Raw genomic sequence first — 25,814 nt, 5'->3', positions numbered from 1 at the left:
GGGGTTTCTTTATTTCTGGAGTTGCCAAAGATTCCTTGACAACTTGGGCGTCCGCTTGGATTTTCCGGAAAAACCGAAAAACCATGTCGCGCCGCGGGCCATAATCGCGTTGAATGCCGTTGCAGTCTCCAATCTCCATAACCGCTCGATTTACAACAACGCCAATTAGTACGATAATCACGGTAACGAGACGTACCCGCGAAGGAATACGGCTGGGTTCCCGAATGGGAGTAGGCGGTTATTTCCGCTTAGAATCCTTTGCCCCTGGGGTCGTCTCGTTTTGCTTTTTAGCGAGCGCCTGCTTCAGGGAGTCGACTACGCCCGACGGGTTCTCGCGGATCCTTTCCACAATGAAATCAACGGTTTTCATCGAGTATGTGTACGAGCCGTTCCTTCCGACCTCGTGCTTGTAGGCGAGTTCCTTGTTCGACTTGATGTCGTAGAAGTTCAGGAACAGCTTCCAGTCATTGGCGGTGAACAGTTTCGGTTCGCCATTTGCCATGAGTACGATCCCGAGCCTGCCGAGCCTTGAATTGACATGCTCGAGCACTTTCTTCATCGACAGCGGGTGCGTGTTCTTGGGGTCCTGGAATACCTTCGCGGTGCGGATCGTCCTGTCAGACGAGTTGTCGATGGCGACGGTGAAATCCGCATTTTTGGGGTTCTTCGTTATCGCCATCTCGGTCAGGAAGACGCACGAGTACCTTTGGTTTTCCTGAAGCTGCTGCTCCTGTTCGATCTCCGACTCATCGAAAAGGAACTTCGAGGCTATCTCGACTGGGTACTTGGCGCGTATCACCTCCGGCGTGGCGGGGTTGGCGCTCATCGACAGCATCAGGAAATGCTGGGGGATGATATCCGACATCCTTCTCCCGTGGAACTCGTACATCTTCTCGTCGAAGTTCGTCACGCACGACTGGAACAGGCCGACGTAGATCTGCTCGTATTCCTGGACGATGAAATGCGTGCTCGTGTTGCGCAGGCGGATGATGTCCTCGAGGTTGCGCCTCAGCGGGTCCTTGTCGTTTGTGAAGACCTGGGAGATGCAGCGCTCTAGCGTGATCGTCCTGTCGGTGTTGTCCCTGTAGTAGACGGCCGATATGCCCCTGTCCGCTATCAGCTTCGCCTTGAGCATCAGCTCCCACGCGTTGCAGATAAAGAACGAGAAGCCCTCGACCCTGTATTTGATGCTCGGTCTGTTGTAGAGCTCGATGGCGAGGACGAAGGCCTCGCTGGATTTATCCAGCAGCCGGTTGTACGTCTGCTCGCAATTGCCTTCCATTACTCTCCCTTCACCCATTTTCGTGACGTTACGAAAATGGGAAACAACTGGCGTTTTGGTGCGTGCCTGCACCCGTTTGGGTTTTTTCGGAAAAACCGAAAAAACCTAGCCGCGCCGTGAGGTGCCCGCAGACCGGGCAATGGGTCCTCATCGGATATATGGGCGTCTAGAGGAAGCCCGCGATCTTCCAGCCGACAGCTAGAATGGTTCATAAAAGGTTCCCTCCCATCGATACGTACCCCCGGGTTCTTCGCTTGGCGATAGTTGGGAAGGTCGGATAGGGCGTGCCTCCGGGTGCGCCCTATTCTTTTAACTAGCGCCTACGCCCCGAGGAGCGCCGCGAGGGTGCCGATCGCCTTGGCCACCTTGGGGACGAGCCCCGCGGCCTTGGATGCGAGGGCGAGCGCGTCCTTTGCCTTCTCGGCGAAGCCTCCCTCGTCCTTCTCCTCGGCGGCAAACCGCAGGTCGGCGAGGGCAAGCTTCACGGCGGCGAGATCCTTGGGCGACAGGCCCTGGCTGTTCGATATCTGCTTGATGGTCTGGTTGAAGTCGACCGTGACAGTCGCCTCGACGGCGGCGGTCGCCCTCGCCTCGATCTGGTCGGCAGTCGCCTTGGCCATCATGTACTCGTACTCCATGCGGTCCCGGTGCGCGAGCAGCAGCTCGCGGATCGTCTCGATGGACGTGATATCGATCATGTCGGGACTGGTATTGCCCATCACTCTGGTCCCGGTCTCGCGCTCGATGATTTCCCCGAATGCCGTCATATACCGTGCCACCACCTTCTGCCTGAGACCGGGCGGGTCGCTCTCGATGACCTCGTCGCACAGGTTCACCAGGCGGTCGATTGAATCGTACATTCCCATGTTATCTGCCAATCTCGCAGGTGGTTCCTCTGAATGCCTACGCGGACCTTACTTGATCCGCTTCCAGCCCTTCGATTTCAGGCGCTGCAGGTTGATTTTGGGACAGCTCGGCCTGGTCGCGTGCCGTCTCCAGGATCTTCGAGCGCCTCTTCTCGGTGCTCTGCCGGTAGCAGGTGATCAGCTCGCCCTCCGCGCCCGCCGGCGCCGTCGGCCTGTCCTCGGGATGCTCCTCGTACCAGCCGAGGAGGTCGTTGGGGTCGGTGTGGAGAACCTTCGCGCACTTCCAGAGCTGCTCAATATCGGGAAGGGTCTTCCCTCGTTCCCAGTTGCCTACCGTTTTGATGTCAACGTTCAACGCGTTTGCTAGATCGGCCTGTGAATATCCGTTTTCTTTCCTAGCCTGCTTAAGTTTTAAGTTCATCGTCACCTCCAATATGGGGAAGTATTTACCGAGGATTCTATAGATACACAAAAGAAAAGGCAAGAAAAGCCCTAGTTTGCTATTGCAATCGGGAAAAGATTACCTATACTCTGAATTGCACAGGGAAGAAGTTTCCTATTTCAGAAGGAGGAAAAGATGAAATTTTCGAAGGACGAGTTCGGAGCGAACCTGCGCGCCGCCCGTGCTCGCGCCGATATGTCTCAGGAGCAGCTGGCCAACAAGGCGGGGCTCTCGGCATCTTCAATCATCGGCTACGAGAACGGCTCGATGGTCCCGGGTGTCGACAAGGCGTACGCCATCGCCCAGGCCCTCGGCTGCACGCCCAACGACCTGATGGGCTGGAACACGGACGAGGCCGCATAGGGATGGGGGAAGAGGAATGACAGGCAAGAGCTACGAGCTGCCCGACGACATCACGACGATGGGCGGCATGGTGACGTGGGCCGACAAGGATGCCGAGTGGCACACGGAGGTGTTCGAGTTCCTGGCCGACGCGCGCTACGCGTTCCGCGAGCACGTCCGCATCGGCGACCCCGCCTACCTCGCGCGCCTGGTCGCGCTCGACCGCAGGCAGGCGCTCGACCCGGTGGCATACGACGTCATGGAGATCGACCCCGCGCCGGGCGAGTGGCCGTTCGGCCGCGGTCGCGAATGACCCGGGCGCTGCTCGCCTCGGCCGTCGTGATGGACGCCGCCGGCTGGATGTGCACCGCGCAGGGGGCCTACGGGCTGGCGCGGGTGTGCTTCTCGGCCGCCGTGCCGTTCATCGCGGCGTGGGCGCTCGCCTCGCTCCGGGGCTGAGGTCCCTTCCCCGAGGCGGCACCGGTCCCGGCGGGCTCCGTTAACCATCCGCCGGGCGTTCCAGCCGGTGCCGTGTCGGGGGAGGGTCCGCCCTACGCCCGACCCAAAAAAAGAGCCTCCCGCAGCGTTAGGACCGTACGCGGGAGGCCGACCTAAAAGGAGGTCATCCATGGATGATACCAGTAAGAAGCCCCAGACGTTCAGGGCACTTGCGGCCGAGCTCAAGTTGCCGCGCAAGCTGCTGTACACGCTCGACGAGGTGTCGCGCGTGCTGGGGGTGCCCTACAACACCCTTCGAGACGAATGCACCGCGCGCAGGCTCACCTACTGCCTGCCCGACGGCCGCTGCCGCGGCTACCTGGTGCGCCCCGAGTGGGTCGACGAGTGGATCGAGGAGGGAACCCATGAGCGAGATTCTTTTGCTGCTTAGCGACCGGGTGTCGGCCTGGTGGGGGACGTTGTCCGAGCGGACGCAGAGCGTCGTGTGCGCCCTCGTGATGCTCGCGCTCTTTGCCATCGCCGGCGCCATCGAGGGGACCGAACCGAGCGGGATGTACTACTAGGAGGAATGACATGCAGTTTGAGAAGAGGCAGGTTCGCCTGGGCGATATCCGCCCCAGCGGGCAGAACCCGCGCGAGGACTTCGGCGACATCGGCGCCCTGGCCCGCAGCATCGAGGCGACCGGCGGCGAGCCGCTGAACCCGCCCGTGGTCGTGGCGGACGGCAACGTCTACCGCATCGTCGACGGGGAGCGCCGCTACCGCGCGCTGTCGTCCATCTACGGGGAGGACCGCGAGGTGTCCGCGCTGGTGGCCGACACCATGGACGAGGCCAACGAACTCGTGGCCATGCTCGCCACCGACGACAAGCGCCAGCTGACCGAGGCCGAGCGCGCACGCGGCGTGCAGCAGATGCTCGTGCTGGGCGTCGACGAGCAGCGCATCGAGCGAGCGAGCCGCGCCACCGCCGGGCAGATCCGCGCTGCGCGCAAACTGCGCGGGAGTATCGAGGGCCGCCAGGTGACGCTCGACCAGCTGGAGGCCGCGAGCGCCTTCGACGACGAGAAGGACGTCGAGGCCGTGCTGGCGGCCGGCGAGGGCTGGGCGGGCAAGGCCGACAGCATCCGCCGCCGCAACGAGCGCGAGGAGGCCAAGGCCGAGGACTACGACGCCTTCGGCGATGCCGCGATTCACGTGGTGAAGGAGCGTCCCGAAGGTACGAACTATGTGCTCTGGGCGCGCTACGGCTGCGTGGCCAAGGGGCTCGAGGAGCTGGACATCGCCCCCGGCACCGTGGTGGTGGATACCGGCGGCGGCTGGTATTTCTATGAGCCCGACGATGGCTCGGGCGATCAGGCCGAGAAGACCGAGGAGGAGATCATCGCGGAACAGGAGGCTAAGCGCGAGAAGGCCGCGCTCGTGGACCTGTACAGGCGCATGGTCGACTTCGTCCTGCACGAGGCCCCGGGACGCACGCGCGAGTTGGAGGACACGGTCCGCGCTGCACGCATGAAGCCGTCCTTCTACGTGGACGACCTGCTTGACGACGGCGGCGACTACGACAGCGCCGAGGCCGCGGTCATGGAGGCCTTCTACGGCAGGTGCGCCACCTCGTCCCCGAGCGCCTACGAGATCGGCTGCTGGTGGCTGGACACGGCGCGCAGCATGCGGATGCTCAACAGCCGCTGGCGCGGCGATGACGCGGAAGGGTGGCTCGAGCACTGGGAGGTCGTCCGCAGTGCGGGCTTTACGCCCAGTGCCGAGGACGAGTGGATCGAGGCGAGGGTGCGGGAGAGCATCCGGGAGGAGGAAAAGGATGAGTAGCGAAGAGAAGGTCAGGGTGACGGTGGAGGCGTGCGGCGAGGTCCGCGCTTTCGAGTGCCGCTGCGCGACGGTCTCGACCGGCAACGGCGACGGCACCGGCAACGCGTGCTTCGTGGGCTCGGGCGGGCTTTCCGACCTCCTCATGCTCACCGGCGCTTGCGCCGACACGCTCTACGAGGCCTTCCGCCAGGCTGGCGCGCCGGCCGACATCGCTCGCAAGCTCATGCTCGTCGCCGTGCTCGGCGCCGACCCCCACGGGCACGCCGACAGCGTCCAGACCCTCGACCTGGACGCGCGCAGGGAGATCCGCGACATGGCGGCGGAGCTGGGCGTCGATGCCGGCTTCTAGCGAGCGCCGCGCGGTCGTGCAGCGCGGGGCGGACGGCCGCTGGTTCGCCCGCCCCTACATGGGCACCGACCGCGTGACCGGCAGGCGGATCAGGCCGTACAGGTCGTGGGACGCGGAGCTGACGCGCGAGCAGGCCCAGACCGAGTGCGACTCATGGGTCGCGACCTTCATCCCGTCGTCGGCCCGGGACAGCTCCAAGCGCCTCTCCTCGATGCTCGAGACCTATATCTCGGACCCCGTGAACGGCCTGTCCGACAACTCGGTGGCCACGTACCGCAGCGTCATCAGGACGATGGTGGAGCCGACCATCGGCCGCCTGCCCTACGACCAGCTGGAGCCCTGGGACGTGTCGGCGGCGTACCGCATGCTGCTAGCGCCCAGGACGGGGAAGGGCGTGAAGCCCAAGACGCTGCTCAAGATGCACGCGCTCCTCAAGGGCGCCTACCGCTCGTGGCGGCCGGCGCTGGGGCGAGACATCATGCTCGACGTCCCCGCGCCGTCCGCGCCGCCTTCGGAGCCGTTCGCCCTGTCCGAGTGCGACGTGGACGAGCTGTCCCGCGCGCTCGCCTCCGCCATGTCCTCGCGATCGGCGTCGGGTGCCAACATCGCCCGGCGCACCGAGGCCATGGCGGCCTACCTGGCCCTCAACACGGGCATGCGGGTCGGGGAGGTCTGCGGGCTGCAGCGCCGCGACTGGCGCCACGCGCTGCACGACCTCCACGTGGCGGGGCAGGCGGTCGAGAAGCCCGAGCTGCACCGGCAGGCGTACACCAAGGGCAGGCGGCCGCGCAACGTTGCCCTCGCGCCGGCCGTCGAGGCGCGGCTGGAGCGCCACCTGGAGTGGCAGGGCACGTGGCTCGCGCGCAAGGGCCCGGCGGCGCCCGTGGTGACGTTCAGCCCCGCCGGCACGCTCGCGCGCCCGTCGACCGTCACGCAGCGCTTCAAGGCGCTCGCGCGGGAGCTGGGCCTGCCGCTGGAGACGACGTTCCACACGCTGCGCCACACGCACGCCACGTGGCTGCTCATGAACGGCTTCGACATGAGGACCATACAGGAGCGCCTGGGGCACGCCGACGTCAAGACGACGCTCGAGACCTACGGCTCGGTCATGCCGGGCCGAGACCAGGCCGCCGCCGCGGCCTTTACCGATTCGATATCACACGGAGGTGAGACGGATGACGATACTTGATTCCCTCGTCGAGGGCGCGCTGTGCCTCGGCAACAGGCGCGAGAGCAACGAGCTGCTCGGCATGATGGTGCGCTACCTCGTGACCGGAGAGGCGCCCGAGCCGCGCACCGACGCCCAGAGGATGGCCATCACGCTGATCATGCCGGTCCTCGAGAACAGCCGCGCCAGGGCGGAGGCCGGAAGGAAGGGCGGGCTGAGCCGTGGCAGCGCAGCAAGCGGAGCCGCAAGCAAAGCCGAAAGCAAACAGACAAGCAAAACGGAAAGCAAACGCGCAAGCAAAGCCGAAAGCAAACGAACAAGCGAAGAGGAAGAGGAAGGGGAAGGGGAGTTAGGAGTCTGGATTAACCCCTCAGATTCTGAGAACAGAGGGGGAGGTGGCGCAGAGTTCGTCCCGCCTACCCTCGAGGAGGTCGAGTCGTATTTCGCGGCGAACTGCCTGCGCGGCAGCGCCCGGAAGTTCTACGACTACTACGAGGCCAACGGCTGGACCAGGCAGGGCTTCCCCATCGCGAAATGGGAGCCGGTCGCCCGCAGCTGGTCCGACCGCGAGCGCGGCTACGACGCCGAGCGCAAGGCCCGCGGCGGACAGACCTCGCAGGAGGTCGAGCGCGTGGCGGTGTGGAAGCCAGCCGAGACCGAGGACGACGTCATCGCCGCCCTCGAGCGGGAGCTGGGTGAGGCGTCGTGATCACCCTCAGGGAGATGCTAGACGGCTTCGACCCCGCCGCCGGCCGCCCGCTCGACGCGACGCGGATCTACATGGCCAACGTCATCAGCGCCGACGAGGGCGCACGCCTGGCCACGAAGCAGAAGCTCGACGAGTACCGCGCCCGCAAGCGCGCCAAGGAGGACCTGCGGATGGACATCGCCGCCATCGCGAGGGGCGAGGAGCCGAGCTGGAGGTATGCCAAAGGTGTGCCAACGGCGGCGGGGCAGCTGGGCCAGCAGGCGATGGGGTTCCCGCCGCTAGGCAGTGGAAACGGCGCCGGCGGGGAAGCCCCCGCGGCAAAGAACACCTAATTCTTTTGAGAAGGAGAGTGAGAGAGGTTTTGACCGAGATCTCAGCGGTGATGAGGGCCTACCGAGATGCCCTCGACAGGCACCAGATCCCCTGGGCCGACGACACGTACGACACCGAGAGGGTGGGCGGCTACAGGCTGCGCGTGGAGCGCACCGAGACCATCCTCGACGAGCACAGGGTGAGCGTGACCTGGGGCTACCAGTGCCTGCCGGGGCGCGAGCCCACGGGCGTGACCATCGGCTACCCGAACTACCTCGAGGTGCAGTACGACCCCGTGAGCACCGAGCCGTTCATGGCCACGCCGGGCGACATCCTGGCCGACATCTTCGGCGTGAGGGGTGAGTCCCGATGAGCTACGCGTGCGGAGCGGCCGACTGGATCGACCTCGCCGTCGGCAGGCTCGAGGACGCCAAGAGGTCGCTCAGGGAGTGCGACAGGCTGCGACAGGGGTGCGACATCTGCGTGGAGCTGCGCCAAGCGAGGCGATGCCTCAACAAGGCGCTGATCATGGTCGCACAGGAGAAGGAGATCGTGAAGGAATGGAGCGGGAAATGAGAGACAGGAACGAGTGGTTCAAGGACGTTAAGAGGCTCATACGGGGCCTCGAAGTCGAGACTGTGGAAAACCCTTTCGCATGGCCGACTGTCACGAGCGTCGCAGATGGGGAGGATGTCCTGCACGCACTCGGGCTTCATCCGTCCCGTGATGTTTGCGGCATTGTGAACGTCGACATCGATGAGGTGCATGAACTCGTCCGGCTCATAGAGCCCGAGCCCGTCACGGGCGCGACGTCGGACGGGTACCACACGTTCGACGAGCTCTACCATCACCGTGCGGTGCTGTTCTCGGTGATCGTGGCCATGTTCCGCGGGCTCTCGTGGAAGTCGCTCCACCACCATGACGGGACGATGTACGACGGCATGTTCATCGTGGGCATCGACACTCCCGCCGGCCCCGCCACCTACCACTACGACGTTGAGCCTTACTGGGACATGTTCCCGTGCGAGGTGCTCGACCGCGCGCCCGAGTGGGACGGCCACACGCCCGACGACGCGATCGAGCGCATCGGCACCCTGCGGGACATCCTGCAGGCTGAGGTTAAGGCCGAGAAGGGTGGTGACGAGTGATGGGGGAACGTCTCACAGTCGACAGCGTGATGACGCCGGACGGGGAAGTGATGCCGTTGGGCCCTGTCGACAAGGAGGGACGCAAGGTCTCCCTGTCGACCGCGACGCTCTTTGCGGACAGCGGCATGGAGTGCACGGTCAAGAGATATGAGTACCTGCTCGGCGCTGGCGTTTGGCGTGCCAGCTGCGATGAGGGGGTCGTGAGGGTGGACGAGATGCACCTGATCCGCCCGGATACGTTCGGCGCCCTGATGAACGATATCGAAGTTGCTATGAACTGCCCTGCCAGCGAAGAACCGACGCACGCCTACAACGTTGTCTCTGGGATGTGCGATGCCTGCGCTGACAGGTGCGGCGGCACGTTGTGCCAGGCGAGAGCGCTCCACAGCATCTGCTACCGCATTCACTCCTTGCTCGCGGGTGATGGCGAATGAGCTGCTACTTCTGCGGAGGCTCGCGCATCGCGTCCATCCACTCTGCCCCCGACCGAGGCGTCTGCAACTGGTCCGTTGGTTCCATGACCCTGACGCGCCGATATGACGGCGAACCGATCGTCAGGGTCGAGCTGGATACCAGCGTGTCGCTCGACGTATCGGTCAACGGCTTGTGCGGCGACACCGTCAGCGCCGATGTGACGGCGGACGCCTACATCGAGGATATCAAGTACTGCCCGTTCTGCGGAGAGGAGCTTTGATCCGCTCGGCGGTGGAGCTGTTCCGCGCGACCGCCTGGCGCATGGTGCCCGATCTGGTTTCGGGCCCCGCGCGCCGGGCGCTCGTTCACGGCCGGGCAGACGCGCCGAGCGTGTCGGCGAGGGAGATCAGGGACGCGGAGCGAAGGGCGAGGGCGCTGCAGCGCGACCAGGCCCGCGCTCTCAAGAGGTCGAGGAAGGCGAAGCGATGAGGTTGTTTGAGAAGTTGTGGCGGATGCTCGCCGAGAACCGCCGCGTGCGCAAGAGCATCGAGGCGCGCCGCGCCCGCAGGTGCAGGAGGTCGATGAGATGACCGTGATGTGGGATGTGCAGGAGAGGAGCTGCGCGGTCTGCGGGAGAATCTTCATCCCCCAGGCGCCGAAGGCCAAGTACTGCTCTGAGGAGTGTCGGCGAAAACACGAGCAGGACCGTGCGAGGGAAGCGAGGCGCAAGGGTGCCAAGCCCAAGCGCGACAGGGTCGACCGCTACCTGGCCGGGTCTGGTGCGGTGCACGACGAGATCATGGCCATTCGGCGCGAGGTCGCGATGAGATTTTAAGTTTCCGCAGGTAGACATAGGTAGATATATAATTAAGGCCGCTGGCGTAGGAGCGCCGGCGGCCTTTGGCAAAGACGCCTCCCGGCATCCTCTAATGACAAATGCATGGTACCACGCGGGAGGTCACATGGACGCACGTGAATATTTTGAGACTGTACGGGCCGCCCAGCGCGGCATCGACCGCCGCCTGGCGGTCATAGAGTCGATGCAGGCGCGCGAGCAGGTGCGCGCCCAGCGCTACGACGCCGTTGGCAAGGGCGCGCACGGCACGGACTTCATGAGGTCCACCGACGACCGCATAGACTACGAGCGCCGCAGCGGCGCCGAGCTATCCGAGCTGCGAGATGAGGTGGAGCGGGGCCGCGAGCTCTGCGCGGGCGTGCGCTCCGCCAACCCGGGCAAGCGCTGGGGCGACGTTCTGGAGCTGCGCTACTGCGAGGACCGCACCTTGCAGGAGATCGCGGGGACGCTCGGGGTGTCGGTGAGGTCGGTGCATTCCGATATGTCATCCGCCCTGGACTGGATTGACATGGTGGGCATCGCCACCGCGCGGTCCGGACTGGGCCGAGCGGCAATATAATTAGATAGCTGGTTCGCGTCAGCATGTTTGCCCCGGCCGCCCGTGCGGTCGGGGCTTTCTGTCTTTATGGGGCTGCAGACAATTGCAGACGATTGCACACTTCTGCAGACAATTGCAGATAGTTGCAGACGATTGCACACAATTGCAGACCGTTGCAGGTTTCTTCTGGGATATAACTAGGGTGTCGATTCGCAGCGCCGCCCGCGCGGCTTGCGGGTCGGATGTGCGTGGAAGCACAGATGAGTGGCCGGGGTTCCCTTCAGCAGTTCAGGGACTCCGGCCTTTCTATTAAGCAACAACCTAATGAGGTGGGTCTGTGGTCACACGCGAGGCTATCGTCCGCGCCGCAAGACGGTACGACACCGTTATGGCGTGGGCATTCCGCCGCGCCCTAGGCATCGCCCGCCGTGCGGGCGGGCGCAAGTGCAAGGCCGCCGGCAAAGCGGTCGAGAGCCTGCGCTACGCGGGGCTCGAGGGATGCATGGCCAACAGGGGCCGCTCCCCGGTGGAGCGCTAGCCTTGGCCACCAAGACCCGCTACGCCAACGGCCACGCCCGCCGGCAGGTGCGCGCCTGGCTCAAGGCGCAGGGGCTGCCGTGCCACATCTGCGGCATGGCCATCGACTACGACCTGCCCGCGGGCGACCCGATGAGCTTCGAGGTGGACGAGATCGTGCCCGTGTCCAAGGGCGGCTCGCCCATCGACCGCGCGAACGTCGCGCCGGCGCACCGGATCTGCAACGAGCGGCGCGGCAACAAGAGCCTCGCCGCGCTGAACGGCTCGATATCGCCACGCCCCCGCGACGTGGGCTGCTCGACCTCGCTGCCGTGGTGACCCGACCCTGGGGGATGGCCCCTCCCCGGGGGCCGAAGGCTCGCCCGCCGGCATTGCGCCTTTTTTGCGCAGGCCCCGAAACCGAGTCCATACCGGGAGGTGCATGGAATGTCCACGAAGTCCACGAAGCCGAGGGGCAAGCCCTGGACCGCGGACGAGCGGGAGTTCGTCAAAAACGCGTACCCGGCGCTCGGACCTGCGGCTATCGCGAAGAAACTCAAGAGGTCGCGCTCGGGCGTGTGCGCCCTCATCAAGAGGATGAAGGAGAGCGGCGAGATCGCGACCGACGAGTCCACGGGGGAGTCCGCGGGCGCGGGCGTCTCGGCGCCTCCCGCGGACGGCCCGGACGGCCGCCAGGACACGCTCGGGAGGCTCCGGTGGGTGCGGCAGATCATCGAGCGCCAGCTCTACGACGCCGAGCCCAGCCAGGCGGCACGGCTCGCCAAGGAGTACCGCGAGACGCTCGAGCAGATTGAACGAATAGAGGGGGCTGGGGAGGACGGTGGCGACGATGTCATCATCAACGCCGTCTCGGTCCTGCGCGACGTCCTCGGCTAAGCCGAGGCTCCGCCTCGTCCAGCCCTACGAGAGGTCCCTCGGCCCGCTCGCGGTCGAGCTCGCCCCGACGATGGGATACAAGCTCGTGCCGTGGCAGGAGCAGCTCGCCCATGACATCGGCGCCGTGGACGCCAACGGAAAATGGGTCCACCCCCGCGTCGGCATCTCCATCCCGCGCCAGCAGGGCAAGTCCGTCGACCTCATCGTGTGGGTCGCGATCATGGCGGCGCTGGCCGGCTACAAGGTGCTGTGGACCGAGCACAACTACTCCACGACCATGGAGATGGTCGCCCGCTTCCGCAAGATCTTCGGCCGCCGTGTCGGCGACACGTCCGAGGGGATCCCGCGCTGGCGCAAGCTCCTGGTCGAGGTCTGCTCCCAGACCGGCCAGGAATGGATGCGGTTCAGCTCCGGCGGCGTCATCCAGTTCTCGACGAGGACCAAGTCCTCTCGCCTGGGCTTCTCCTTCGACATCGTCATATACGACGAGGCCCAGGAGCTCACGGGCATCCACACCCAGGTCGTCAACCCGACCACGGTGTCCGGCGCGAAGCACAACCTGATGATCGTGTACGCCGGCACGCCGACCCGCGCCGGCAACCCCGCCGAGGTGTTCAAGAACCTCCGGCAGCAGGCGTGGGAGGGCGGCGAGAAGGCGTCCGACCTGCTCTGGCTGGAGTACGGCGTCGAGGAGGTCGGCGACATCTGGGACGAGAGCCGCTGGCCGGAGGTCATGCCCTCGCTCGGATACCATGCCGACATCCGCGCCATCCGCACCGGAATGAAGGACATGGACGAGCTGGGGGCCGCCCAGGAATACCTGGGCTATTGGCTGCCTCCGCAGAGTCAGGTGGAGGAGCCCGTCATCGGAGCCGTCGCGTGGGGCGAGTGCCTCGTGGGGAGCGGCCCCGAGCTGACCGCCGGCTGCAAGATCTGCGCCGGCGTGAGATTCAGCGCCGACGGCTCGACCGTCGCCGTGGCGTGCGCCGTGCGGCCGCCCGGCTCGCCGACCGCGCACGTTGAGCTTCCCTTCTGCAAGGACCCGGAGCCTAGCACGGATTGGCTGGCCTACTGGATTGCCGCGAGGGCGAGCAGGTACGCCTGCGTCGCCATCGACGGCAAGGCGGGCGCCGGCGCCCTGTGCGACAAGCTCGAGGGCATGGGCATGCCCAAGGACTACATCCTGCGTCCGAGCACCGACCAGGCCGTGACTGCCGCAAGCCTCATCTCGTCCGGCGCGAAGGCGGACTCGGTCACGCATATTGCGTGCCCGGCGCTCGACCTTTCTGCCGAGACCTCGCCCAAGCGCAAGATCGGCTCGTCGGGCGGCTGGGGCTTCGGCGGCGACAACGCCGCGCCCATCGAGGCCGCGGGGCTGGCGCTGCTCGCGCTCAACACATCGAAGAGAAAACCCGGAATGAAGGCGAGGGTCACTTGATCTCGATACCTTACGCCGTGGCGTCCGCCGACGGCCTGCTCGAGGAGGACCGCGAGACGGTGCGCTGCCTGCTCAACAGCTGGCAGACACATTACAGGGGCAACCTCCTGCGCTCGGACTACTACGAGGCGCGCAACATGCTCAAGGACCTCGGCATCGCCGTGCCCGACTCGCTGCGCGACCTGGAAGTCGCGTGCGGCTGGGGATACAAGTGCGTGGAGGTCATGCGCGACCACATCGCCTTCGACGGGTTCACGTGCCCCGACGACGAGGACTTCGACGGCCTGCTCACCTCTGTGGCCAAGCGCAACAAGATGGCCACGCGCGTCGGCAAGGCCGTCAACTCCGCACTCAAGTACTGCTTCTCCATGCTTGTGGTGACGGCGGACGAGGACGGGCACGCCCGCATCTCGGCGTATCCGCCGACGCTCTGCACCGGCATCTGGGACGACGTCCACGAGTGCCTGTCCTCCGGCATGTTCGTCGTCTCCTTCGCCAAGGACCGCGGGCGGCCCACGGACCGCCCGGACTGGGTCAACGTGATGCTGCCGGACCGCATGGTGCGCATCCGCGAGGTTCGCCGCAACGAGTGGGCGGCGGAGTACGTGGAGCACGGCCTGGGTGCCGTGCCCATGTTCGTCATGCCGCACAATCCCGATGACGACCGACCGTTCGGCGTGTCCAGGATCAACTCCGAGGTGCGCTGGAACATCGACTGCGCCATGCGCGCCAACGTCAACGAGGAGATCGCCGCCGCGTTCGCCGCGTCCACGCAGAAGTACCTGCTGGGCACTGACGGAGACGCGTTCGCCGACAAGACCAAATGGAGCGCCTTCATCGGCTCCATCTTCGAGGTCACCAAGACCGAGGACGGCACGATTCCGCAGTTCGGCCAGCTCACGCAGCCGAGCATGCAGCCCATGACCGAGCACTTCGGCAACCTGTGCAAGCGCATGAGCGCCGCGACCGGCATCCACGTGGGGCAGTTCGGCATCATGAGCGACAACCCCAGCTCTGCCGAGGCGATCTACGCCGAGAACGAGCCGCTCATCCTCAAGTGCAAGAGCTTCATCCGCGAGGCCAAGGCGGCGCTGGCGAATGCCGCGACCGCCGCGATCGCGACGGAGCTGGGGTGCTCCTACGAGGAGGCCGAGGACGCCTGCGGCGTGTCCGTCCACTTTTTGAACCCAGCCATGCCGACGCTGGCCCAGCAGACCGACAGCTCCATCAAGCTCGCCTCGGTGGTCGAGGGCTTCGCCGGCACGCCGACCTTCTGGCGGCTCAACGGCCTCGATGACGACGAGGTGCGCAACGTCTCGTCCGAGATCAGGCGCAACGTGACGCGCTCGGCGGCGCTCGACCTGATGGCGGGCGTCACCCAGGCGGCGGAGCCTGCGCCGCCCGCCGATGATTAGCGCGGCTGAGTTCGCGGCCTACAACCGGGCCGTGGCGAAGATAGGAGACAGGGCGGCATCCGACGTGGAGGCCGCCGTGCTCGCCTGGTGCCGCGCCCACGAGGGCGCGACTGTCGCCGAGAAACGCGAGGCCGCGAAGCTCATCATGGAGGGCTTCGTCCAGGGGTACGACGACGTCGCGGCGGAGTTCGCGGCGCAGTGGTACGACGATCTAGCCGAGCGCAACGGCGTCAGGCTGCAGCAGGCCGTCACCATGACGACGTACAAACCGAAGTCCGTCGACGAGGTGGCGCGCTACCAGGCGAAGAAGCTCGTGAAGGGCGGCGACGCGGCGTTCGCCAGGGCGTGCGGCGAGTACGCCCGCAACGACGCGTTCCGCAGCCTGAACGAGACGATCATCTCCAACGTGGGCCGCGACAAGGACAGGGGCGTGCGCTTCGCACGCGTGCCGACGGGATTCGAGACCTGCACCTTCTGCATCATGCTCGCGAGCCGCGGCGCGGTCTACCACACGCGCAAGTCGGCCGGCGAGTTCAAGCACTTCCACCGGCACTGCGACTGCAAGGTGGTCCCCGGCTTCGAGGACAACCCGGACGCGGAACTCGTGGAGGGCGTGCGGCCGGAGGAGCTACGCGACCTGTACGTGCAGTTAAATGAGATAGACGAGGATGCGGGCCTAAGCGCCAAGCAGAAGGAGGCGCTCAAGTGCAGGGCGATCAACCTCGCCGCCGTAGGATCTGACCCATCGACCGGCTACAGGGCAGACAACCTTGACCTGTCTGCGTTGGTGCCTGGCGAACTCAAGAAGATGCAGAAGAAGAACCCGCTCGAGTGGGAGAGCTACGTGCAGCTGTCCAGACTCGGGTATAGGCAGAGGTTGCTCCACGAGCAGGGAAGCGCGACGGCGAATATCGACATTGAGCTCTATCTTGACGGAATGTGGAGATATTGGGATATGAAGACGATCGAAGGTGGGGTCCATGCACTGAAGAAGCGTATGACCGAATGCCATTCAAAGTGGGTGCGGCTCTCGTCGGAGGGGGCCGTCCTGCCAGACGGAATCAATATCGAGCTCCTTGATAACCCGCGTGTTGTCATCGACAACAGGTTCAGCAAGATTACCGATGCGGAAGCTGAGGCGCAGATAAGGAAGTCGGAAGACTATCTAAGCGGCAAAAACGGATTCAACTTTGAGCGGGCGCTTCTCATCTGCAAGGACGGTACTGCAAAGCTGATTGAATAAAAAAGGCGGTTCCAACCCCAGACCGAGCCCAGGGCGGAACCGCCAAGCAACTGCATTTTATCACACCGGGGCGTGGCGGAATGGCAGACGCGCGTGCCTCAGGAGCACGTGGGCATCGCCCGTGCGGGTTCGAGTCCCGCCGCCCCGACCAAAACGTTGAACCAGGCCATCCGCACGGGTGGCCTTTTTCATGCCGAAAAGCGCCCCGCACGGGGCAAGACGATGCCCCGCACGGGGCGGAAATGGAGGGAGCATGGCCCAGAAGACCACGCCCGCCGAGACCGATCCGATCGACCCTGCACAGGGCGGAAAGACCGATCCGGCGCCCGACTACAAGGCGCTCTACGAGAACGCGCTGAAGGAGTCGCGCAAGTGGGAGAGCCGCTCGAAGGCGAACCTCAAGGAGCTCGACGAGCTCAAGGCAGCCGCGACCAAGACCGACCCGACCGTCGAGGAGCGCCTGAGCGCGCTCGAGAGCGAGAACGCCGCCCTTAAGGCGAGCGCCGCCCGCTCCGCGCTCGTCGACTCCGTGGCCAAGGCCACCGGGCTCGACCGCTCCATCGTGGCCACGCTCAACGGCGAGGACGAGGACGCCCTCACCGAGCAGGCCAAGGCCGTGGCGGCCATCACGAAACCGGCCGGCGGCGCGCCGAAGGCGCCCGAGGCCGGCGGCAAGCCCAAGCCCGGCAAGCCCTCCAAGAAGGACATCCTCGGAATCGAGGACAAGAAGGAACGCATGGCGGCAATCGCCGCCAACATCGACCTCTTCAAGTAAGGGGAGAAAGGGGCCCCAATGCCCGATATCAAGACCCTCGCAGCCGCGCGCAACGTCGACCTCGTGAACACCTTCACCAAGTCGCTGGAGAAGCTCACGGCGATGCTGTCCACCTGCGCGCCCATCCACGCCGCCGTCGGCGAGACCCTGCACCAGAAGAAGATCACCGGCAAGCTCTCCGAGGCCGAGTACACCCCCGGCCAGGACATCCCGCTTTCCAGCTACGCCTACGAGGACGTCACGACCTTCGAGGTGACGCTCAAGCCCTACCGCAAGCAGACCACGCTCCAGGAGGTCAAGAAGCGCGGCTACGACGGCGCCGTCGACAAGACCGACGCCGCGATGATCTCCGACATGCAGCGCAACATCAAGAAGGACTTCGTCGCCGCGCTCGGCGCCGAGGGCACCACGGCCGCGACCGGCAAGAGCCTCGTGGCCACCGCCGCCAACGCCTGGGCCGCCCTGTCCAACCTCACCGAGGAGTACGGCTTCGGCAGCGGCGAGACGGTCTACTTCGCCAACCCGGTCGACTTCGCCAAGCAGATCGGCGAGTCCGAGGTCTTCAGCGCCTTCGGCATCTCCTACATCGAGAACTGGGCAGGCCTGGGCACGCTCGTGTCCACCGGCTCCGTGACCGCCGGCACGATCTACGCCACCGTCAAGGACAACATCAAGGTCTACGTCGCACCGACCGACGGCGACGACCTGTTCGGCTTCTACTCCGACGAGAGCGGCTACATCGCCGTGTCCCACTCGCCCGAGCTCAAGAGCCTGACCTACGACACCGTGGCCTACGTCGGCCTCGTGTTCTTCGCCGAGTACATCGACTTCGTGGTCAAGGGCACCATCGCCCCGACCGCCTAGGCAACCCTAAGGAGCATCCATGATCGCTTTGGTCACCTACCCGTACCGTGACCGCGAGACCCTCGCGGTGCATTACATGGGAGAGGAGGTCGAGCTGACCGACGAGCGCTTCGCGGAGCTGTCCGCCCTCGGCCATGTTGACCTCCCGCCCGCCGAGCCCGAGGTTAGCGCGGAGCCCGTCGAGGACGAGGCGGACGAGGGCGAGGACGTCGTGGACAACGAGCCCGAGCAGCCCGTGCACGAGAAGCCTTCACCCGAGATGACCGTGCAGCAGCTGCGCGATGCCATCGAGGCCGCCAACGGCTTCGCCCCGCGCAAGGCGACCAAGGCGGAGCTCATCGCCATCCTGGAGACGCTCTAGTGGGCGCCTTCGCCACCGTTGCCGACTACGAGGCGCGCTGCGGTGCCGCCGAGGACGAGGCCAGGGTTGCCGCGCTGCTCGAGGATGCCTCGGCGTACCTGCGCGGGGCATATCGGCGCCGTATGGGTGTCCAGTACCTCGCCGGCTCGAACCCCACGTTCGATGAGAACGTGAAGTCCGTCTGCGTGGCCATGGTCGCCCGGGCGGTCAACGCGCCCGGCGCCATGGCTGGCATCACCCAGCAGTCGCAGACGACCGGCCCGTACTCGTCGAGCGTCACGTTCGCCAACCCGACCGGAGACCTCTACCTGGGGCGCTCCGACCTCAAGCGGCTCGGCCTGGCCGGGTGCCGCGTGCGCAGTATCCAGCCCATGACCGCCGCTGACCGCTGGGAGGAGGCGTGATGCCGATGGCGGGGATACCGACCGAGACAGTCGCGATCATCGTCCCGATGGCTGGCGATGACCATGTTTAGCCTCATCCCCACGGAGCCGGTCACCGTCATCCGCCCGAGCATCGAGCGCGACGACCTCGGCGAGCCCGTCGAGGTGGGGGCCGAGCGCGAGGAGGTGCGCTGCGTCGTGTGCCCGGGGGCGACCTCTGACATGGACGCGACGCGCCCGGAGGGGGTCACCGTGGCCTTCACGCTCCACTTCCCCAAGACTTACGCCGGGAGCCTGCGCGGCTGCTCGGTCGAGGTGCGCGGCGAGACCTACGACGTGGTGGGCGATCCGCAGCGCACGACCGAGGCGGCGACGCCCGGCCCCTTCAACATGGCTGCGGAGGTGACCCGCGCAGATGGCTAGCGTCAAGTTCGGAAAGTTCAAGGCCAACAGGGCGGGCTACAGCGCCGTCAAGAACTCAAGTGCCGTCCAGGGCATGCTCCGCGGCAAGGCCGAGCGCGTGCGCTCCCAGGCCGTAAACATTGCCGGGGGCAACGGCGAGGTCCGCGGCCCCGCGAGAAACCACCCAAAGGACATCATCGCCTACCCGGGGTCCGAGTACCGCAAGCCGCCGTTCGTGATGAAGCCCGTCGTACTCCCGAAGAAGGGCGACCACGCGTACATCGTGGCCACGGGTACGAACCACGGGCGCTACAGCGAGGCCAAGCACAAGGCTCTCTCGAAGGCGCTCGGCGCGGCGAGGGGGTAGCGCATGGACATCGAGGCAGTGGTGGCCAGAAGGCTCTCCGAGGCGGCCGGCGTGCCCGGCCGCGTTGAGGCCACCGGGGACGCGCCCGAGAGTTTCATCAGCGTCGAGCGGCTGGGCGGGGGAGGCTCCATGTTCGAGCCCGTCCAGCTCGCCGTCGACTGCTGGGCAGGAAAGAAGCAGCGCAAGGCGGCGCAGGCGCTCTCCGAGAGGGTGGGCGCCGCCGTCTACGACCTCGACGAGGAGCCGAACGTGTTCCACCCCGAGGTCACCAACACCTACCGGCAGAACGACCCGGACACGGGCCGCTCTCGCTACATCGTGCAGATCCAGCTGTGGGTCTGCGAGTAGACAAGAAAGGGGCCTGCGAATGGCAGAAACCAACACCAACAACCAGGCGAACGTCAGCTCCGCAAAGGGCGTGAAGGGCGGCTACATCTTCTCCGCGCCCGTGGGCACGGACCTGCCGACCGACATCGAGACCAAGCTCAACCCCGCGTTCAAGTGCCTCGGCTTCATCTCCGAGGACGGCTACGTGGAGACGGTCGACGAGGACTCCGACGACATTCCGGACATGAACGGCGACGTCATGGACTCCACCAACTCCAACCGAGTCGAGTCCGCCCAGCTCACGCTCGCTGAGATCAAGGCCGAGACCCTGAAGCGCCAGTACGGCGAGGACAACGTGACCGACGCGGGCGGCCTCATCACCGTCAAGCACAACTCCGACTCCCACCCGACCTTCGCGTACGTGCTCGAGCTGGTGCTCAAGAACGGCCGACGCTGGCGCAAGGTCGTGCCGAAGGGCAAGTCCTCCGAGCTGGACGACCTCACCATCGCGAGCTCCGAGCTGTGCCAGCGCGCGCTGACGATGAAGTACCTGACCGACGAGCAGGGCAACACCTGCTACGACTACTACGAGTCCACGGAGACCACCAAGGCCGCCTAGGGCCGTTGACGGGCGGGCGCGCCACGCCCGCCCATTTGCCGACGAAGAGACAAGGAGCGGCGAATGCCGACTAAGAAGAAGCACGACACCGTCAAGTTCGATTTCCGCGGGCTGACGTTCGAGGTGGACAAGACGGCGTTCGCGTCGCTTAAGATCCAGACGGCCCTCAACCTCGGCGAGCGCGATCCCAGGGCCGCGAACGAGGCAATGGACATCGTCTGCTGCGGCCACCTGGTCGACTACATCGGGCGCATCCCCGACGCCGATGGCAACGCCCCCGACGAGCTGGGGTGCTCCGCCGAGGACTGGGCGGCCTTCACCTCAGCGATGGCGGAGGCCATCTCGGCAAAAAACTGACCGGCTTCGCCCGCGACTGGCTCTGTCACCGAGAGGACACGGTGGCTGACTTCAGGCAGTTCTACGGCATCGACCTCCCCCTGGAGGCCGGGGACGAGGACTGCACCCGCTGGGCGATGCTGTGGCACGCGCTGCCGCGCGAGTCGAGGACGGCGAGGCGGCAGAGCCCGGCGCTCGAGTGGAGCGAGGGCGAGTACATGCTCAACCAGGCGGTCTACTACCTCAGGCTCCTGGCGTGGAGGCAGTGCACCAAGGACGGCCAGAAGGGGCGGCGCGCCCCTCAGCCGCCGAAGACCCCGGGCGAGAGGGCGGACGCCGAGCGGCGTCGCGCCAACGCGGAGCGCTCGCGCGACGAGATAGACAGGATTCTCGGCATCCCGGAAGGGGGTGTGTAGATGGCAGTTAACGTCGGCTCGGCGTCCGTGACGATCATGCCCACCATGTCGGGCTTCGCTGCGAAGATGGACAGGGAGCTGGGCGGCGCGGGCAAGTCTGGCGGCGCGGCCTTCTCCAAGGAGTTCGGCGGCGCAGCGCAGCCTGGCGGTGGGTTCCTCGGGAAGTTCAGGAGCGCGGGCACGCAGGCGGGCTCTTCCATGGGCGAGTCCGTGGGCAAGGGCATCTCCGCCAAGGGAGCGGCCATCGCGGGCGCGCTCGGCGGCCTCGCCTCAACTATCGGCTCGAAGCTCATCGGCGCGGTGCAGGGTCTCATGGGAGAGATCGCCGACGCATCGGACTCCGCGCAGAAGTTCGCGAGCACGCTGAGCTTCGCGGACCTCGACGACTCGACCATCAGGCAGCTCACGGCCTCGACGCAGGCCTACGCGGACGAGACGGTCTACGACCTCTCCGACATCCGCAACACGACGGCGCAGCTCGCCGCGAACGGCGTGGACAACTACGCCCAGCTCGCCGAGGCGGCGGGCAACCTCAACGCCGTGGCCGGAGGCAACGCCGACACGTTCAAATCCGTGGGCATGGTCATGACCCAGACTGCGGGCGTGGGCAAGCTCACAACCGAGAACTGGAACCAGCTCTCCGACGCCATCCCGGGAGCCTCCGGCAAGCTGCAGGAGGCCCTGAGGGCGAACGGCGCGTACACGGGCAACTTCCGCGAAGCCATGGAGAAGGGCGAGATCTCCGCCGAGGAGTTCAACCGCGCCATCATGGACCTCGGCATGACCGACGCGGCCAAGGAGGCGGCGACCTCCACCGCCACCATCGAGGGCGCCATGGGCAACCTCGAGGCGGCTGGCGTCAAGGCGGGCATGGTCCTGCTCGACGCCCTCAAGCCGCTCATCACGGGCGGCATCAACGGCGCGACCGACGCCATCACCGCCGTCACGGACGGCGTGTCGGCCTTTATCGACTCGTGCGCGCAGAACGGCGCGGCCCAGACCCTATCGGACACCATCGGGCAGCTGGGCACCGCCGCGGGCAACGTGGGCGGGGCGCTCGGCGGCCTCGCGCTGTCCCTGCTCGGCGTGGAGCCGTCCGGGGACGCCGCGAAAGACGCGGCGGACGGCCTGAAGAATGCGCTTGACGCCGCGAAGCCGGTCGTCAAGGGCGTCTCGGACGCCACCGGGTGGCTTAAGGACCACGCTAGCGAGGCCACGCCCTACGTGAAGGGCCTCGCCGTCGCGTTCGCGGCCTTCCGCATGGCCAAGGGCGTCGCGGGCTTCGTCTCCGCCTTCTCGGCGGCCGTGGGCGGCATGGCCGTCGCCTCTCCCGCGGCGGCGGCAGGGACGACGGCGCTCGCGGGCGGCGAGACCGCGGCCGGCACCGCCGCTGGCGTCTCGGCGGGCCAGATGCTCGCCTTCGGCGCGGCCGTGCTCATGGTGGGCGCGGGCGTGTTGCTCGCGAGCGCGGGGCTGCTGGTCCTCGCCAACGCGGCCGTCATGATCGCGTCGTCCGGCCCCGCCGCCGCCATCGCCATGGCGGCCATGGTCGGCACGGTGGCCCTGCTCGCCGTGGGCGCCGCCGCCCTCGGCCCCGCCCTCACGGCGGGCGCCGTCGGCATGGTCGCATTCGGCGCGGCCATCGCCCTCGTCGGCGCGGGCGTGCTGCTCGCGGGCGCGGGCATCCTCGTCCTCTCGACGGCGCTCCCCGCGGTCTCCATGTACGGGGCGTCCGCCGCGGTGAGCATCGCCGCCCTCGGCGCATCGATGCTCCTGCTCGGCCCGGGCGCCATCGTGGCGTCGGCGGGGCTCCTGGCGCTTTCCGTCGCCACGGTCGCTGTGGCGGTGGGAGTGGCGGCGCTGGCCGTCTCGGCCGTCATGGCGGGCGTCGGGCTCCTGCTCCTCGGGGCCGGAGCACTCGTGGCGGGCGCGGCGCTCTCGCTCTGCGCGTCGGGAGCGCCCCTCGTTGCCGCGTCCGTCATGGTCATCGGCCCGGCTTCCATCCTCGCGGGGACGGGCCTCATCCTCCTCGGCGCGGGGGCCATGGTCGCCTCCGCGGGCGTCATGCTCCTCGCGGGAGGGGCGACCCTCGCAGCGGGCGGCGTCACGCTCCTCGCGGGAGGCATGACCGCCCTCGCGGCGTCGGTGACCACCGTGGCCGCGGGGCTCAAGACGTCCGCGTCCTCCCTCAAGACCATGGGCACCGCGATGCCCAAGGTGGCCTCCGGCGCGCCGGGCGCCGCGGCGGGCCTCGCCGCAGTCGCCGCCGCGGGGGTCGCCGCCGCCCCGGGACTCCTCGCGGGGACCCCGGCCCTCGCGGCCTTCGCCGCCACGTGCGGCACCGCCGCTGCCGTGGCGCTCGTGCTCGCCGCATCCATCGCCTCCGTCGGGGCGAACGTGCGCTCGAGCATGTCCTCGGCGTCCTCAGCGGTCTCCGGGTTCGGCAGCAAGTCCACGAGCGCCTTCCGCACCTTCGCGACCTCCGCGAGGACGGCGGCGAGCGTCGCGAGGCTCGCGATCATGGGGGCGTGCCGCCAGATGAGCGCGCAGGTGGGGTCACTCAGGCTCACCCTGCCGCGCATCCAGGTTGGCGCGCTGCCGCACTTCTCCATGAGTGGCAAGTTCGACGCACAGTCCGGTTCCGTGCCCTCCGTGCACGTGAACTGGTACGCGTCCGGCGGCGTCTTCTCGTCGCCGAGCGTCATCGGCGTCGGCGAGGCCGGCGACGAGGCCGTCATCCCGCTCAGGCCGAGCGTCCTGCGCGGTATCGGCGAGGGCATCGGCTCGACCGGGGGAGACCCATCGGAGGTCATCGAGTGGCTGGACCGCAACCTTCCCGCGATCATCCAGAGGTACACCCCGGTCACGCTCGAGCGCGACCTCGACAGGCACATCAGGGCGGTGGCATATGCATAGGATGCACTACGTCTCGTCCTCGGGTGAGCGCGTCGACCTCGACGGCGACGGCATCTTTGTCGGCACCGCCGCGTGCGTGCGCTCGCGCGAGTGGAGCTACGAGCTCTCATGGCGCGGCATCTACGGCATCTCGCGAGACGCGAGGGAGGCAACGGTCGATGCCGTGCTGTCCTCGGCGGCTGCCGACAGGCTCAGGCGGCTGGCGGACAGGGATATCTCCGTCCGCGAGCCCGGCCGCCTCGTCGTCGACGGTGTTTGGTACCAGCGCGCCTATATCGCGAAGTCCGAGACCTCGCAGGTCTACGGCAGGCGGGGTATCGCCGCCACGCTTACCGTGCTGCTGCTCGACGGGTCCTGGCGGCGCGAGGTCGTCCAGGAGTTCTACGCCCGGGAGGACGAGGACCAGACCGGCCTGGACTTTCCCCATGACTACGAGTACGACTACGGCGGCTCAGTCGCAAGCCGGACGGTCACCGTCGACGGACTGGTGCCCGCCGACCTTAAGCTCACGATCTTCGGTCCCGCGTCGTCCCCGCGCATCACCGTGACGCAGGGGGACTTCATCAACGTCTACTCTGCGGACGTTGAAGTGCCTGGCGGCTCCAGGCTCATCATCGACGGCTCGAGCTTCCCCAAGACGATCAAGCTCGTCGGCATGTACGGTGAGACCGAGGACCGCTTCGCCGACGGCATGCGCGGAGAGGGCGCCGGAAGCGGTTCCTACTGCTTCGAGCAGCTTCGGCCCGGCACGTCCTCTGTCGCGTGGGACGGCTCGTTCGGCTTCACCATGACCCACTATCTTGAGGAGGGGGAGCCGCCTTGGAGCTCATAGTCGCCGACAGCGCCGGCAGGACGCTCTTCCCGATTTCTGACTTCGAGCTGGATATGGACTCGGGCTGGGGCGACGGCGTCGACAACTCGTTCGATCTCGTGGTGCGCGACTCGTCCGTACCGTTGCCGGAGGCCGCTTGGCGTGTTTTCGCCGACGGCCTGGAGATCGGCGGGCGCGTCGAGGGGTTCGAGCTCAAGACGCGCCGCACCTCGTCCGAGCTGCACTGGACCGGGTCGACCTGGACTGGAGTGCTCGAGAAGCGCCTTCTTTGGCCCGATCCGGGCCAGGACTACCTTGTCCTCTCTGGGGACGCTAACGCCGTGCTGCGGTCCGCGGTTAAGCGGCTCGACATCGGCTCCCTCTTCACGGTTCCCGATGCCGACGCCGGGGTGAACGTCAGTTACCGATGCAGCAGGGACGCACCCGACGCCTGGACCAACCTTAGGCTGGCGATGCGCTCCGCAGGCCTTCGCCTCGATGCGAGGTGGGTGGGCGGATCGTGCAGGCTTCAGGCGGTGAAGGTGACAGACTGGCGCGGCAGGGTCGACTCCGATCTCGTAAACTTCGACCTCAAGAGCGACCTGCTCGTCACCAATCACCTCAAGGCGGCCGGCAAAGGTGAACTTGCGGCCAGAGAAGTCGTGGACGTCTACGCCGACCGGGAAGGCAGCGTGGGCACCGTGAAGGCGATGACCGGCGTCTTCGAGCTCGAGGAGTACTACGACGCCAACAACACCGAGGGCGACGATCTCCGCGACCAGGCATCCAGCCGACTCGAGGACGAGCAGTCCGAGGGCAGCGTGACCGTGACGGTCAACGAGGGCGTCGAGTTCGGCCTCGGCGATATCGTTGAGGCCAGGCACTATTCGCCAAACGTGACGGTCTCGGTCGAGATCAGCAGCAAGATCGTAAAGGCCGCGGGGTCGGGCTACAGCGCCACGTATGGCGCATCGCCTGGTGCGGTGGGGAGATAGGAGACTGCCATGAAGCAGATAGAA

The 25,814-nt window shown here is 66.5% G+C and carries 38 protein-coding genes and 1 tRNA gene; 36 read left to right on the top strand and 3 right to left on the bottom strand.

Features of this window, described 5'->3' with window-relative positions; all coding sequences use genetic code 11:
- Positions 1-238: 238 nt before the first annotated feature.
- The 3 genes from I2F59_RS01020 to I2F59_RS01010 form a co-directional block, all read right to left on the bottom strand.
- The gene (locus tag I2F59_RS01020; protein ID WP_195502907.1) at positions 239-1,282 is read right to left on the bottom strand and encodes a DUF3644 domain-containing protein; all 1,044 of its coding nucleotides are present in this window, start codon (positions 1,280-1,282) and stop codon (positions 239-241) included.
- Between the two features lie 320 nt (positions 1,283-1,602).
- On the bottom strand, positions 1,603-2,148 hold the full coding sequence (locus I2F59_RS01015) for a hypothetical protein (protein ID WP_195502905.1): 546 nt from the start codon (positions 2,146-2,148) through the stop codon (positions 1,603-1,605).
- A gap of 37 nt (positions 2,149-2,185) precedes the next feature.
- A complete protein-coding gene (locus I2F59_RS01010) occupies positions 2,186-2,569 on the bottom strand; it encodes a helix-turn-helix transcriptional regulator (protein WP_229065255.1) in 384 nt (127 codons plus the stop codon).
- Between the two features lie 156 nt (positions 2,570-2,725).
- On the opposite strand from I2F59_RS01010, the gene I2F59_RS01005 reads away from it, so the two are divergent.
- The 36 genes from I2F59_RS01005 (at position 2,726) to I2F59_RS00830 (ending at position 25,790) form a co-directional block, all read left to right on the top strand.
- Entirely contained in the window at positions 2,726-2,953 is a 228-nt protein-coding gene (locus I2F59_RS01005; RefSeq protein ID WP_006235491.1) for a helix-turn-helix domain-containing protein, read from the top strand.
- A gap of 16 nt (positions 2,954-2,969) precedes the next feature.
- Entirely contained in the window at positions 2,970-3,245 is a 276-nt protein-coding gene (locus I2F59_RS01000) for an immunoglobulin domain-containing family protein (RefSeq protein WP_195502901.1), read from the top strand.
- 315 nt (positions 3,246-3,560) lie between these two features.
- A complete protein-coding gene (locus I2F59_RS00995) occupies positions 3,561-3,821 on the top strand; it encodes a helix-turn-helix domain-containing protein (RefSeq protein WP_195502899.1) in 261 nt (86 codons plus the stop codon).
- On the top strand, positions 3,796-3,954 hold the full coding sequence (locus tag I2F59_RS00990; RefSeq protein ID WP_195502897.1) for a hypothetical protein: 159 nt from the start codon (positions 3,796-3,798) through the stop codon (positions 3,952-3,954). Before I2F59_RS00995 ends, I2F59_RS00990 begins: the two co-directional genes overlap by 26 nt.
- Positions 3,955-3,964: 10 nt before the next feature.
- Positions 3,965-5,215 carry a ParB/RepB/Spo0J family partition protein gene (locus tag I2F59_RS00985; RefSeq protein WP_195502895.1) on the top strand — a complete coding sequence of 417 codons (1,251 nt, stop codon included), beginning with the start codon at positions 3,965-3,967 and terminating at the stop codon, positions 5,213-5,215.
- Positions 5,208-5,564 carry a hypothetical protein gene (locus I2F59_RS00980; RefSeq protein ID WP_195502893.1) on the top strand — a complete coding sequence of 119 codons (357 nt, stop codon included), beginning with the start codon at positions 5,208-5,210 and terminating at the stop codon, positions 5,562-5,564. The genes I2F59_RS00985 and I2F59_RS00980 overlap by 8 nt, the downstream gene beginning before the upstream one ends.
- A complete protein-coding gene (locus I2F59_RS00975; protein ID WP_195502892.1) occupies positions 5,551-6,753 on the top strand; it encodes a tyrosine-type recombinase/integrase in 1,203 nt (400 codons plus the stop codon). The genes I2F59_RS00980 and I2F59_RS00975 overlap by 14 nt, the downstream gene beginning before the upstream one ends.
- The gene (locus I2F59_RS00970; protein ID WP_195502890.1) at positions 6,740-7,441 is read left to right on the top strand and encodes a hypothetical protein; all 702 of its coding nucleotides are present in this window, start codon (positions 6,740-6,742) and stop codon (positions 7,439-7,441) included. Before I2F59_RS00975 ends, I2F59_RS00970 begins: the two co-directional genes overlap by 14 nt.
- A complete protein-coding gene (locus I2F59_RS00965) occupies positions 7,438-7,773 on the top strand; it encodes a hypothetical protein (RefSeq protein WP_195502888.1) in 336 nt (111 codons plus the stop codon). The genes I2F59_RS00970 and I2F59_RS00965 overlap by 4 nt, the downstream gene beginning before the upstream one ends.
- Positions 7,774-7,823: 50 nt before the next feature.
- A complete protein-coding gene (locus I2F59_RS00960) occupies positions 7,824-8,126 on the top strand; it encodes a hypothetical protein (RefSeq protein WP_195502886.1) in 303 nt (100 codons plus the stop codon).
- Complete coding sequence (locus I2F59_RS00955; protein WP_195502883.1) at positions 8,123-8,329, top strand: hypothetical protein; 207 nt, start codon at positions 8,123-8,125, stop codon at positions 8,327-8,329. Before I2F59_RS00960 ends, I2F59_RS00955 begins: the two co-directional genes overlap by 4 nt.
- A 62-nt stretch (positions 8,330-8,391) precedes the next feature.
- A complete protein-coding gene (locus I2F59_RS00950) occupies positions 8,392-8,901 on the top strand; it encodes a WDGH domain-containing protein (protein ID WP_195502881.1) in 510 nt (169 codons plus the stop codon).
- Entirely contained in the window at positions 8,901-9,335 is a 435-nt protein-coding gene (locus tag I2F59_RS00945; protein WP_195502879.1) for a hypothetical protein, read from the top strand. Before I2F59_RS00950 ends, I2F59_RS00945 begins: the two co-directional genes overlap by 1 nt.
- Positions 9,332-9,595, top strand: a complete 264-nt coding sequence (locus I2F59_RS00940; protein ID WP_195502877.1) for a hypothetical protein — start codon at positions 9,332-9,334, stop codon at positions 9,593-9,595. Before I2F59_RS00945 ends, I2F59_RS00940 begins: the two co-directional genes overlap by 4 nt.
- A 306-nt stretch (positions 9,596-9,901) precedes the next feature.
- Positions 9,902-10,150, top strand: coding sequence for a recombination protein NinG (locus I2F59_RS00935; RefSeq protein WP_195502875.1), 249 nt, complete (start codon positions 9,902-9,904; stop codon positions 10,148-10,150).
- A 94-nt stretch (positions 10,151-10,244) separates the two neighbouring features.
- Entirely contained in the window at positions 10,245-10,730 is a 486-nt protein-coding gene (locus I2F59_RS00930) for a sigma factor-like helix-turn-helix DNA-binding protein (protein WP_195502873.1), read from the top strand.
- Between the two features lie 316 nt (positions 10,731-11,046).
- Positions 11,047-11,247: a hypothetical protein gene (locus tag I2F59_RS00925; protein WP_195502871.1), complete on the top strand. Its 201-nt coding sequence runs from the start codon at positions 11,047-11,049 to the stop codon at positions 11,245-11,247.
- Between the two features lie 2 nt (positions 11,248-11,249).
- Positions 11,250-11,564 carry an HNH endonuclease gene (locus tag I2F59_RS00920; RefSeq protein WP_229065254.1) on the top strand — a complete coding sequence of 105 codons (315 nt, stop codon included), beginning with the start codon at positions 11,250-11,252 and terminating at the stop codon, positions 11,562-11,564.
- A gap of 108 nt (positions 11,565-11,672) precedes the next feature.
- Positions 11,673-12,122 (top strand): hypothetical protein, encoded by a 450-nt coding sequence (locus I2F59_RS00915; RefSeq protein ID WP_195502861.1) that lies wholly within the window; start codon positions 11,673-11,675, stop codon positions 12,120-12,122.
- Positions 12,076-13,560 (top strand): hypothetical protein, encoded by a 1,485-nt coding sequence (locus I2F59_RS00910; RefSeq protein WP_195502860.1) that lies wholly within the window; start codon positions 12,076-12,078, stop codon positions 13,558-13,560. The genes I2F59_RS00915 and I2F59_RS00910 overlap by 47 nt, the downstream gene beginning before the upstream one ends.
- Positions 13,557-14,975, top strand: a complete 1,419-nt coding sequence (locus I2F59_RS00905) for a phage portal protein (protein ID WP_195502858.1) — start codon at positions 13,557-13,559, stop codon at positions 14,973-14,975. The genes I2F59_RS00910 and I2F59_RS00905 overlap by 4 nt, the downstream gene beginning before the upstream one ends.
- Positions 14,968-16,218, top strand: coding sequence for a VG15 protein (locus tag I2F59_RS00900; RefSeq protein WP_195502856.1), 1,251 nt, complete (start codon positions 14,968-14,970; stop codon positions 16,216-16,218). Before I2F59_RS00905 ends, I2F59_RS00900 begins: the two co-directional genes overlap by 8 nt.
- Positions 16,219-16,284: 66 nt before the next feature.
- A tRNA-Leu gene (locus I2F59_RS00895) sits at positions 16,285-16,369 on the top strand.
- A gap of 102 nt (positions 16,370-16,471) precedes the next feature.
- On the top strand, positions 16,472-16,993 hold the full coding sequence (locus I2F59_RS00890; RefSeq protein ID WP_195502854.1) for a hypothetical protein: 522 nt from the start codon (positions 16,472-16,474) through the stop codon (positions 16,991-16,993).
- Positions 16,994-17,011: 18 nt separating this feature from the next.
- A complete protein-coding gene (locus I2F59_RS00885; protein WP_195502852.1) occupies positions 17,012-17,857 on the top strand; it encodes a hypothetical protein in 846 nt (281 codons plus the stop codon).
- A 19-nt stretch (positions 17,858-17,876) separates the two neighbouring features.
- Positions 17,877-18,218 carry a hypothetical protein gene (locus tag I2F59_RS00880; protein ID WP_195502850.1) on the top strand — a complete coding sequence of 114 codons (342 nt, stop codon included), beginning with the start codon at positions 17,877-17,879 and terminating at the stop codon, positions 18,216-18,218.
- Positions 18,218-18,622 (top strand): Gp19/Gp15/Gp42 family protein, encoded by a 405-nt coding sequence (locus I2F59_RS00875; protein WP_138339951.1) that lies wholly within the window; start codon positions 18,218-18,220, stop codon positions 18,620-18,622. Before I2F59_RS00880 ends, I2F59_RS00875 begins: the two co-directional genes overlap by 1 nt.
- A gap of 63 nt (positions 18,623-18,685) precedes the next feature.
- The gene (locus I2F59_RS00870) at positions 18,686-19,024 is read left to right on the top strand and encodes a hypothetical protein (protein WP_195502848.1); all 339 of its coding nucleotides are present in this window, start codon (positions 18,686-18,688) and stop codon (positions 19,022-19,024) included.
- Positions 19,017-19,370, top strand: a complete 354-nt coding sequence (locus I2F59_RS00865) for a hypothetical protein (protein ID WP_195502846.1) — start codon at positions 19,017-19,019, stop codon at positions 19,368-19,370. The genes I2F59_RS00870 and I2F59_RS00865 overlap by 8 nt, the downstream gene beginning before the upstream one ends.
- A gap of 3 nt (positions 19,371-19,373) precedes the next feature.
- A complete protein-coding gene (locus I2F59_RS00860; RefSeq protein WP_195502844.1) occupies positions 19,374-19,718 on the top strand; it encodes a hypothetical protein in 345 nt (114 codons plus the stop codon).
- Between the two features lie 19 nt (positions 19,719-19,737).
- The gene (locus I2F59_RS00855) at positions 19,738-20,316 is read left to right on the top strand and encodes a phage tail tube protein (RefSeq protein WP_195502843.1); all 579 of its coding nucleotides are present in this window, start codon (positions 19,738-19,740) and stop codon (positions 20,314-20,316) included.
- 63 nt (positions 20,317-20,379) lie between these two features.
- Complete coding sequence (locus tag I2F59_RS00850; protein WP_195502841.1) at positions 20,380-20,673, top strand: hypothetical protein; 294 nt, start codon at positions 20,380-20,382, stop codon at positions 20,671-20,673.
- Positions 20,674-20,714: 41 nt separating this feature from the next.
- Positions 20,715-21,068 (top strand): hypothetical protein, encoded by a 354-nt coding sequence (locus tag I2F59_RS00845; protein ID WP_195502839.1) that lies wholly within the window; start codon positions 20,715-20,717, stop codon positions 21,066-21,068.
- Positions 21,069-23,984, top strand: a complete 2,916-nt coding sequence (locus tag I2F59_RS00840) for a tape measure protein (RefSeq protein ID WP_195502838.1) — start codon at positions 21,069-21,071, stop codon at positions 23,982-23,984.
- Positions 23,977-24,816 carry a hypothetical protein gene (locus I2F59_RS00835; RefSeq protein WP_195502837.1) on the top strand — a complete coding sequence of 280 codons (840 nt, stop codon included), beginning with the start codon at positions 23,977-23,979 and terminating at the stop codon, positions 24,814-24,816. Before I2F59_RS00840 ends, I2F59_RS00835 begins: the two co-directional genes overlap by 8 nt.
- Complete coding sequence (locus tag I2F59_RS00830) at positions 24,804-25,790, top strand: hypothetical protein (protein WP_195502836.1); 987 nt, start codon at positions 24,804-24,806, stop codon at positions 25,788-25,790. Before I2F59_RS00835 ends, I2F59_RS00830 begins: the two co-directional genes overlap by 13 nt.
- The last annotated feature ends 24 nt before the right edge of the window (positions 25,791-25,814 follow it).

The organism is Collinsella aerofaciens (genome assembly GCF_015556945.1).
GTDB lineage: Bacteria > Actinomycetota > Coriobacteriia > Coriobacteriales > Coriobacteriaceae > Collinsella > Collinsella aerofaciens_AO.
This window is presented reverse-complemented; position numbering and strand designations above follow the sequence as displayed.

Bases quoted from the DNA above. Each gene is read 5' to 3' on its own strand.
- I2F59_RS00915 (WP_195502861.1), top strand. From the start codon at position 11,673: ATGTCCACGAAGTCCACGAAGCCGAGGGGCAAGCCCTGGACCGCGGAC.
- I2F59_RS00860 (WP_195502844.1), top strand. From the start codon at position 19,374: ATGGACATCGAGGCAGTGGTGGCCAGAAGGCTCTCCGAGGCGGCCGGC.
- I2F59_RS01020 (WP_195502907.1), bottom strand. From the start codon at position 1,282: ATGGAAGGCAATTGCGAGCAGACGTACAACCGGCTGCTGGATAAATCC.
- I2F59_RS00940 (WP_195502877.1), top strand. From the start codon at position 9,332: ATGAGCTGCTACTTCTGCGGAGGCTCGCGCATCGCGTCCATCCACTCT.
- I2F59_RS00865 (WP_195502846.1), top strand. From the start codon at position 19,017: ATGGCTAGCGTCAAGTTCGGAAAGTTCAAGGCCAACAGGGCGGGCTAC.
- I2F59_RS00880 (WP_195502850.1), top strand. From the start codon at position 17,877: ATGATCGCTTTGGTCACCTACCCGTACCGTGACCGCGAGACCCTCGCG.
- I2F59_RS00960 (WP_195502886.1), top strand. From the start codon at position 7,824: ATGAGGGCCTACCGAGATGCCCTCGACAGGCACCAGATCCCCTGGGCC.
- I2F59_RS01015 (WP_195502905.1), bottom strand. From the start codon at position 2,148: ATGGGAATGTACGATTCAATCGACCGCCTGGTGAACCTGTGCGACGAG.
- I2F59_RS00995 (WP_195502899.1), top strand. From the start codon at position 3,561: ATGGATGATACCAGTAAGAAGCCCCAGACGTTCAGGGCACTTGCGGCC.
- I2F59_RS00975 (WP_195502892.1), top strand. From the start codon at position 5,551: ATGCCGGCTTCTAGCGAGCGCCGCGCGGTCGTGCAGCGCGGGGCGGAC.
- I2F59_RS00910 (WP_195502860.1), top strand. From the start codon at position 12,076: ATGTCATCATCAACGCCGTCTCGGTCCTGCGCGACGTCCTCGGCTAAG.
- I2F59_RS00985 (WP_195502895.1), top strand. From the start codon at position 3,965: ATGCAGTTTGAGAAGAGGCAGGTTCGCCTGGGCGATATCCGCCCCAGC.
- I2F59_RS00980 (WP_195502893.1), top strand. From the start codon at position 5,208: ATGAGTAGCGAAGAGAAGGTCAGGGTGACGGTGGAGGCGTGCGGCGAG.
- I2F59_RS00835 (WP_195502837.1), top strand. From the start codon at position 23,977: ATGCATAGGATGCACTACGTCTCGTCCTCGGGTGAGCGCGTCGACCTC.
- I2F59_RS01005 (WP_006235491.1), top strand. From the start codon at position 2,726: ATGAAATTTTCGAAGGACGAGTTCGGAGCGAACCTGCGCGCCGCCCGT.
- I2F59_RS00890 (WP_195502854.1), top strand. From the start codon at position 16,472: ATGGCCCAGAAGACCACGCCCGCCGAGACCGATCCGATCGACCCTGCA.
- I2F59_RS00970 (WP_195502890.1), top strand. From the start codon at position 6,740: ATGACGATACTTGATTCCCTCGTCGAGGGCGCGCTGTGCCTCGGCAAC.
- I2F59_RS00850 (WP_195502841.1), top strand. From the start codon at position 20,380: ATGCCGACTAAGAAGAAGCACGACACCGTCAAGTTCGATTTCCGCGGG.
- I2F59_RS00945 (WP_195502879.1), top strand. From the start codon at position 8,901: ATGGGGGAACGTCTCACAGTCGACAGCGTGATGACGCCGGACGGGGAA.
- I2F59_RS01000 (WP_195502901.1), top strand. From the start codon at position 2,970: ATGACAGGCAAGAGCTACGAGCTGCCCGACGACATCACGACGATGGGC.
- I2F59_RS00935 (WP_195502875.1), top strand. From the start codon at position 9,902: ATGACCGTGATGTGGGATGTGCAGGAGAGGAGCTGCGCGGTCTGCGGG.
- I2F59_RS00955 (WP_195502883.1), top strand. From the start codon at position 8,123: ATGAGCTACGCGTGCGGAGCGGCCGACTGGATCGACCTCGCCGTCGGC.
- I2F59_RS00855 (WP_195502843.1), top strand. From the start codon at position 19,738: ATGGCAGAAACCAACACCAACAACCAGGCGAACGTCAGCTCCGCAAAG.
- I2F59_RS00990 (WP_195502897.1), top strand. From the start codon at position 3,796: ATGAGCGAGATTCTTTTGCTGCTTAGCGACCGGGTGTCGGCCTGGTGG.
- I2F59_RS00840 (WP_195502838.1), top strand. From the start codon at position 21,069: ATGGCAGTTAACGTCGGCTCGGCGTCCGTGACGATCATGCCCACCATG.
- I2F59_RS00930 (WP_195502873.1), top strand. From the start codon at position 10,245: ATGACAAATGCATGGTACCACGCGGGAGGTCACATGGACGCACGTGAA.
- I2F59_RS00870 (WP_195502848.1), top strand. From the start codon at position 18,686: ATGTTTAGCCTCATCCCCACGGAGCCGGTCACCGTCATCCGCCCGAGC.
- I2F59_RS00900 (WP_195502856.1), top strand. From the start codon at position 14,968: ATGATTAGCGCGGCTGAGTTCGCGGCCTACAACCGGGCCGTGGCGAAG.
- I2F59_RS00885 (WP_195502852.1), top strand. From the start codon at position 17,012: ATGCCCGATATCAAGACCCTCGCAGCCGCGCGCAACGTCGACCTCGTG.
- I2F59_RS01010 (WP_229065255.1), bottom strand. From the start codon at position 2,569: ATGAACTTAAAACTTAAGCAGGCTAGGAAAGAAAACGGATATTCACAG.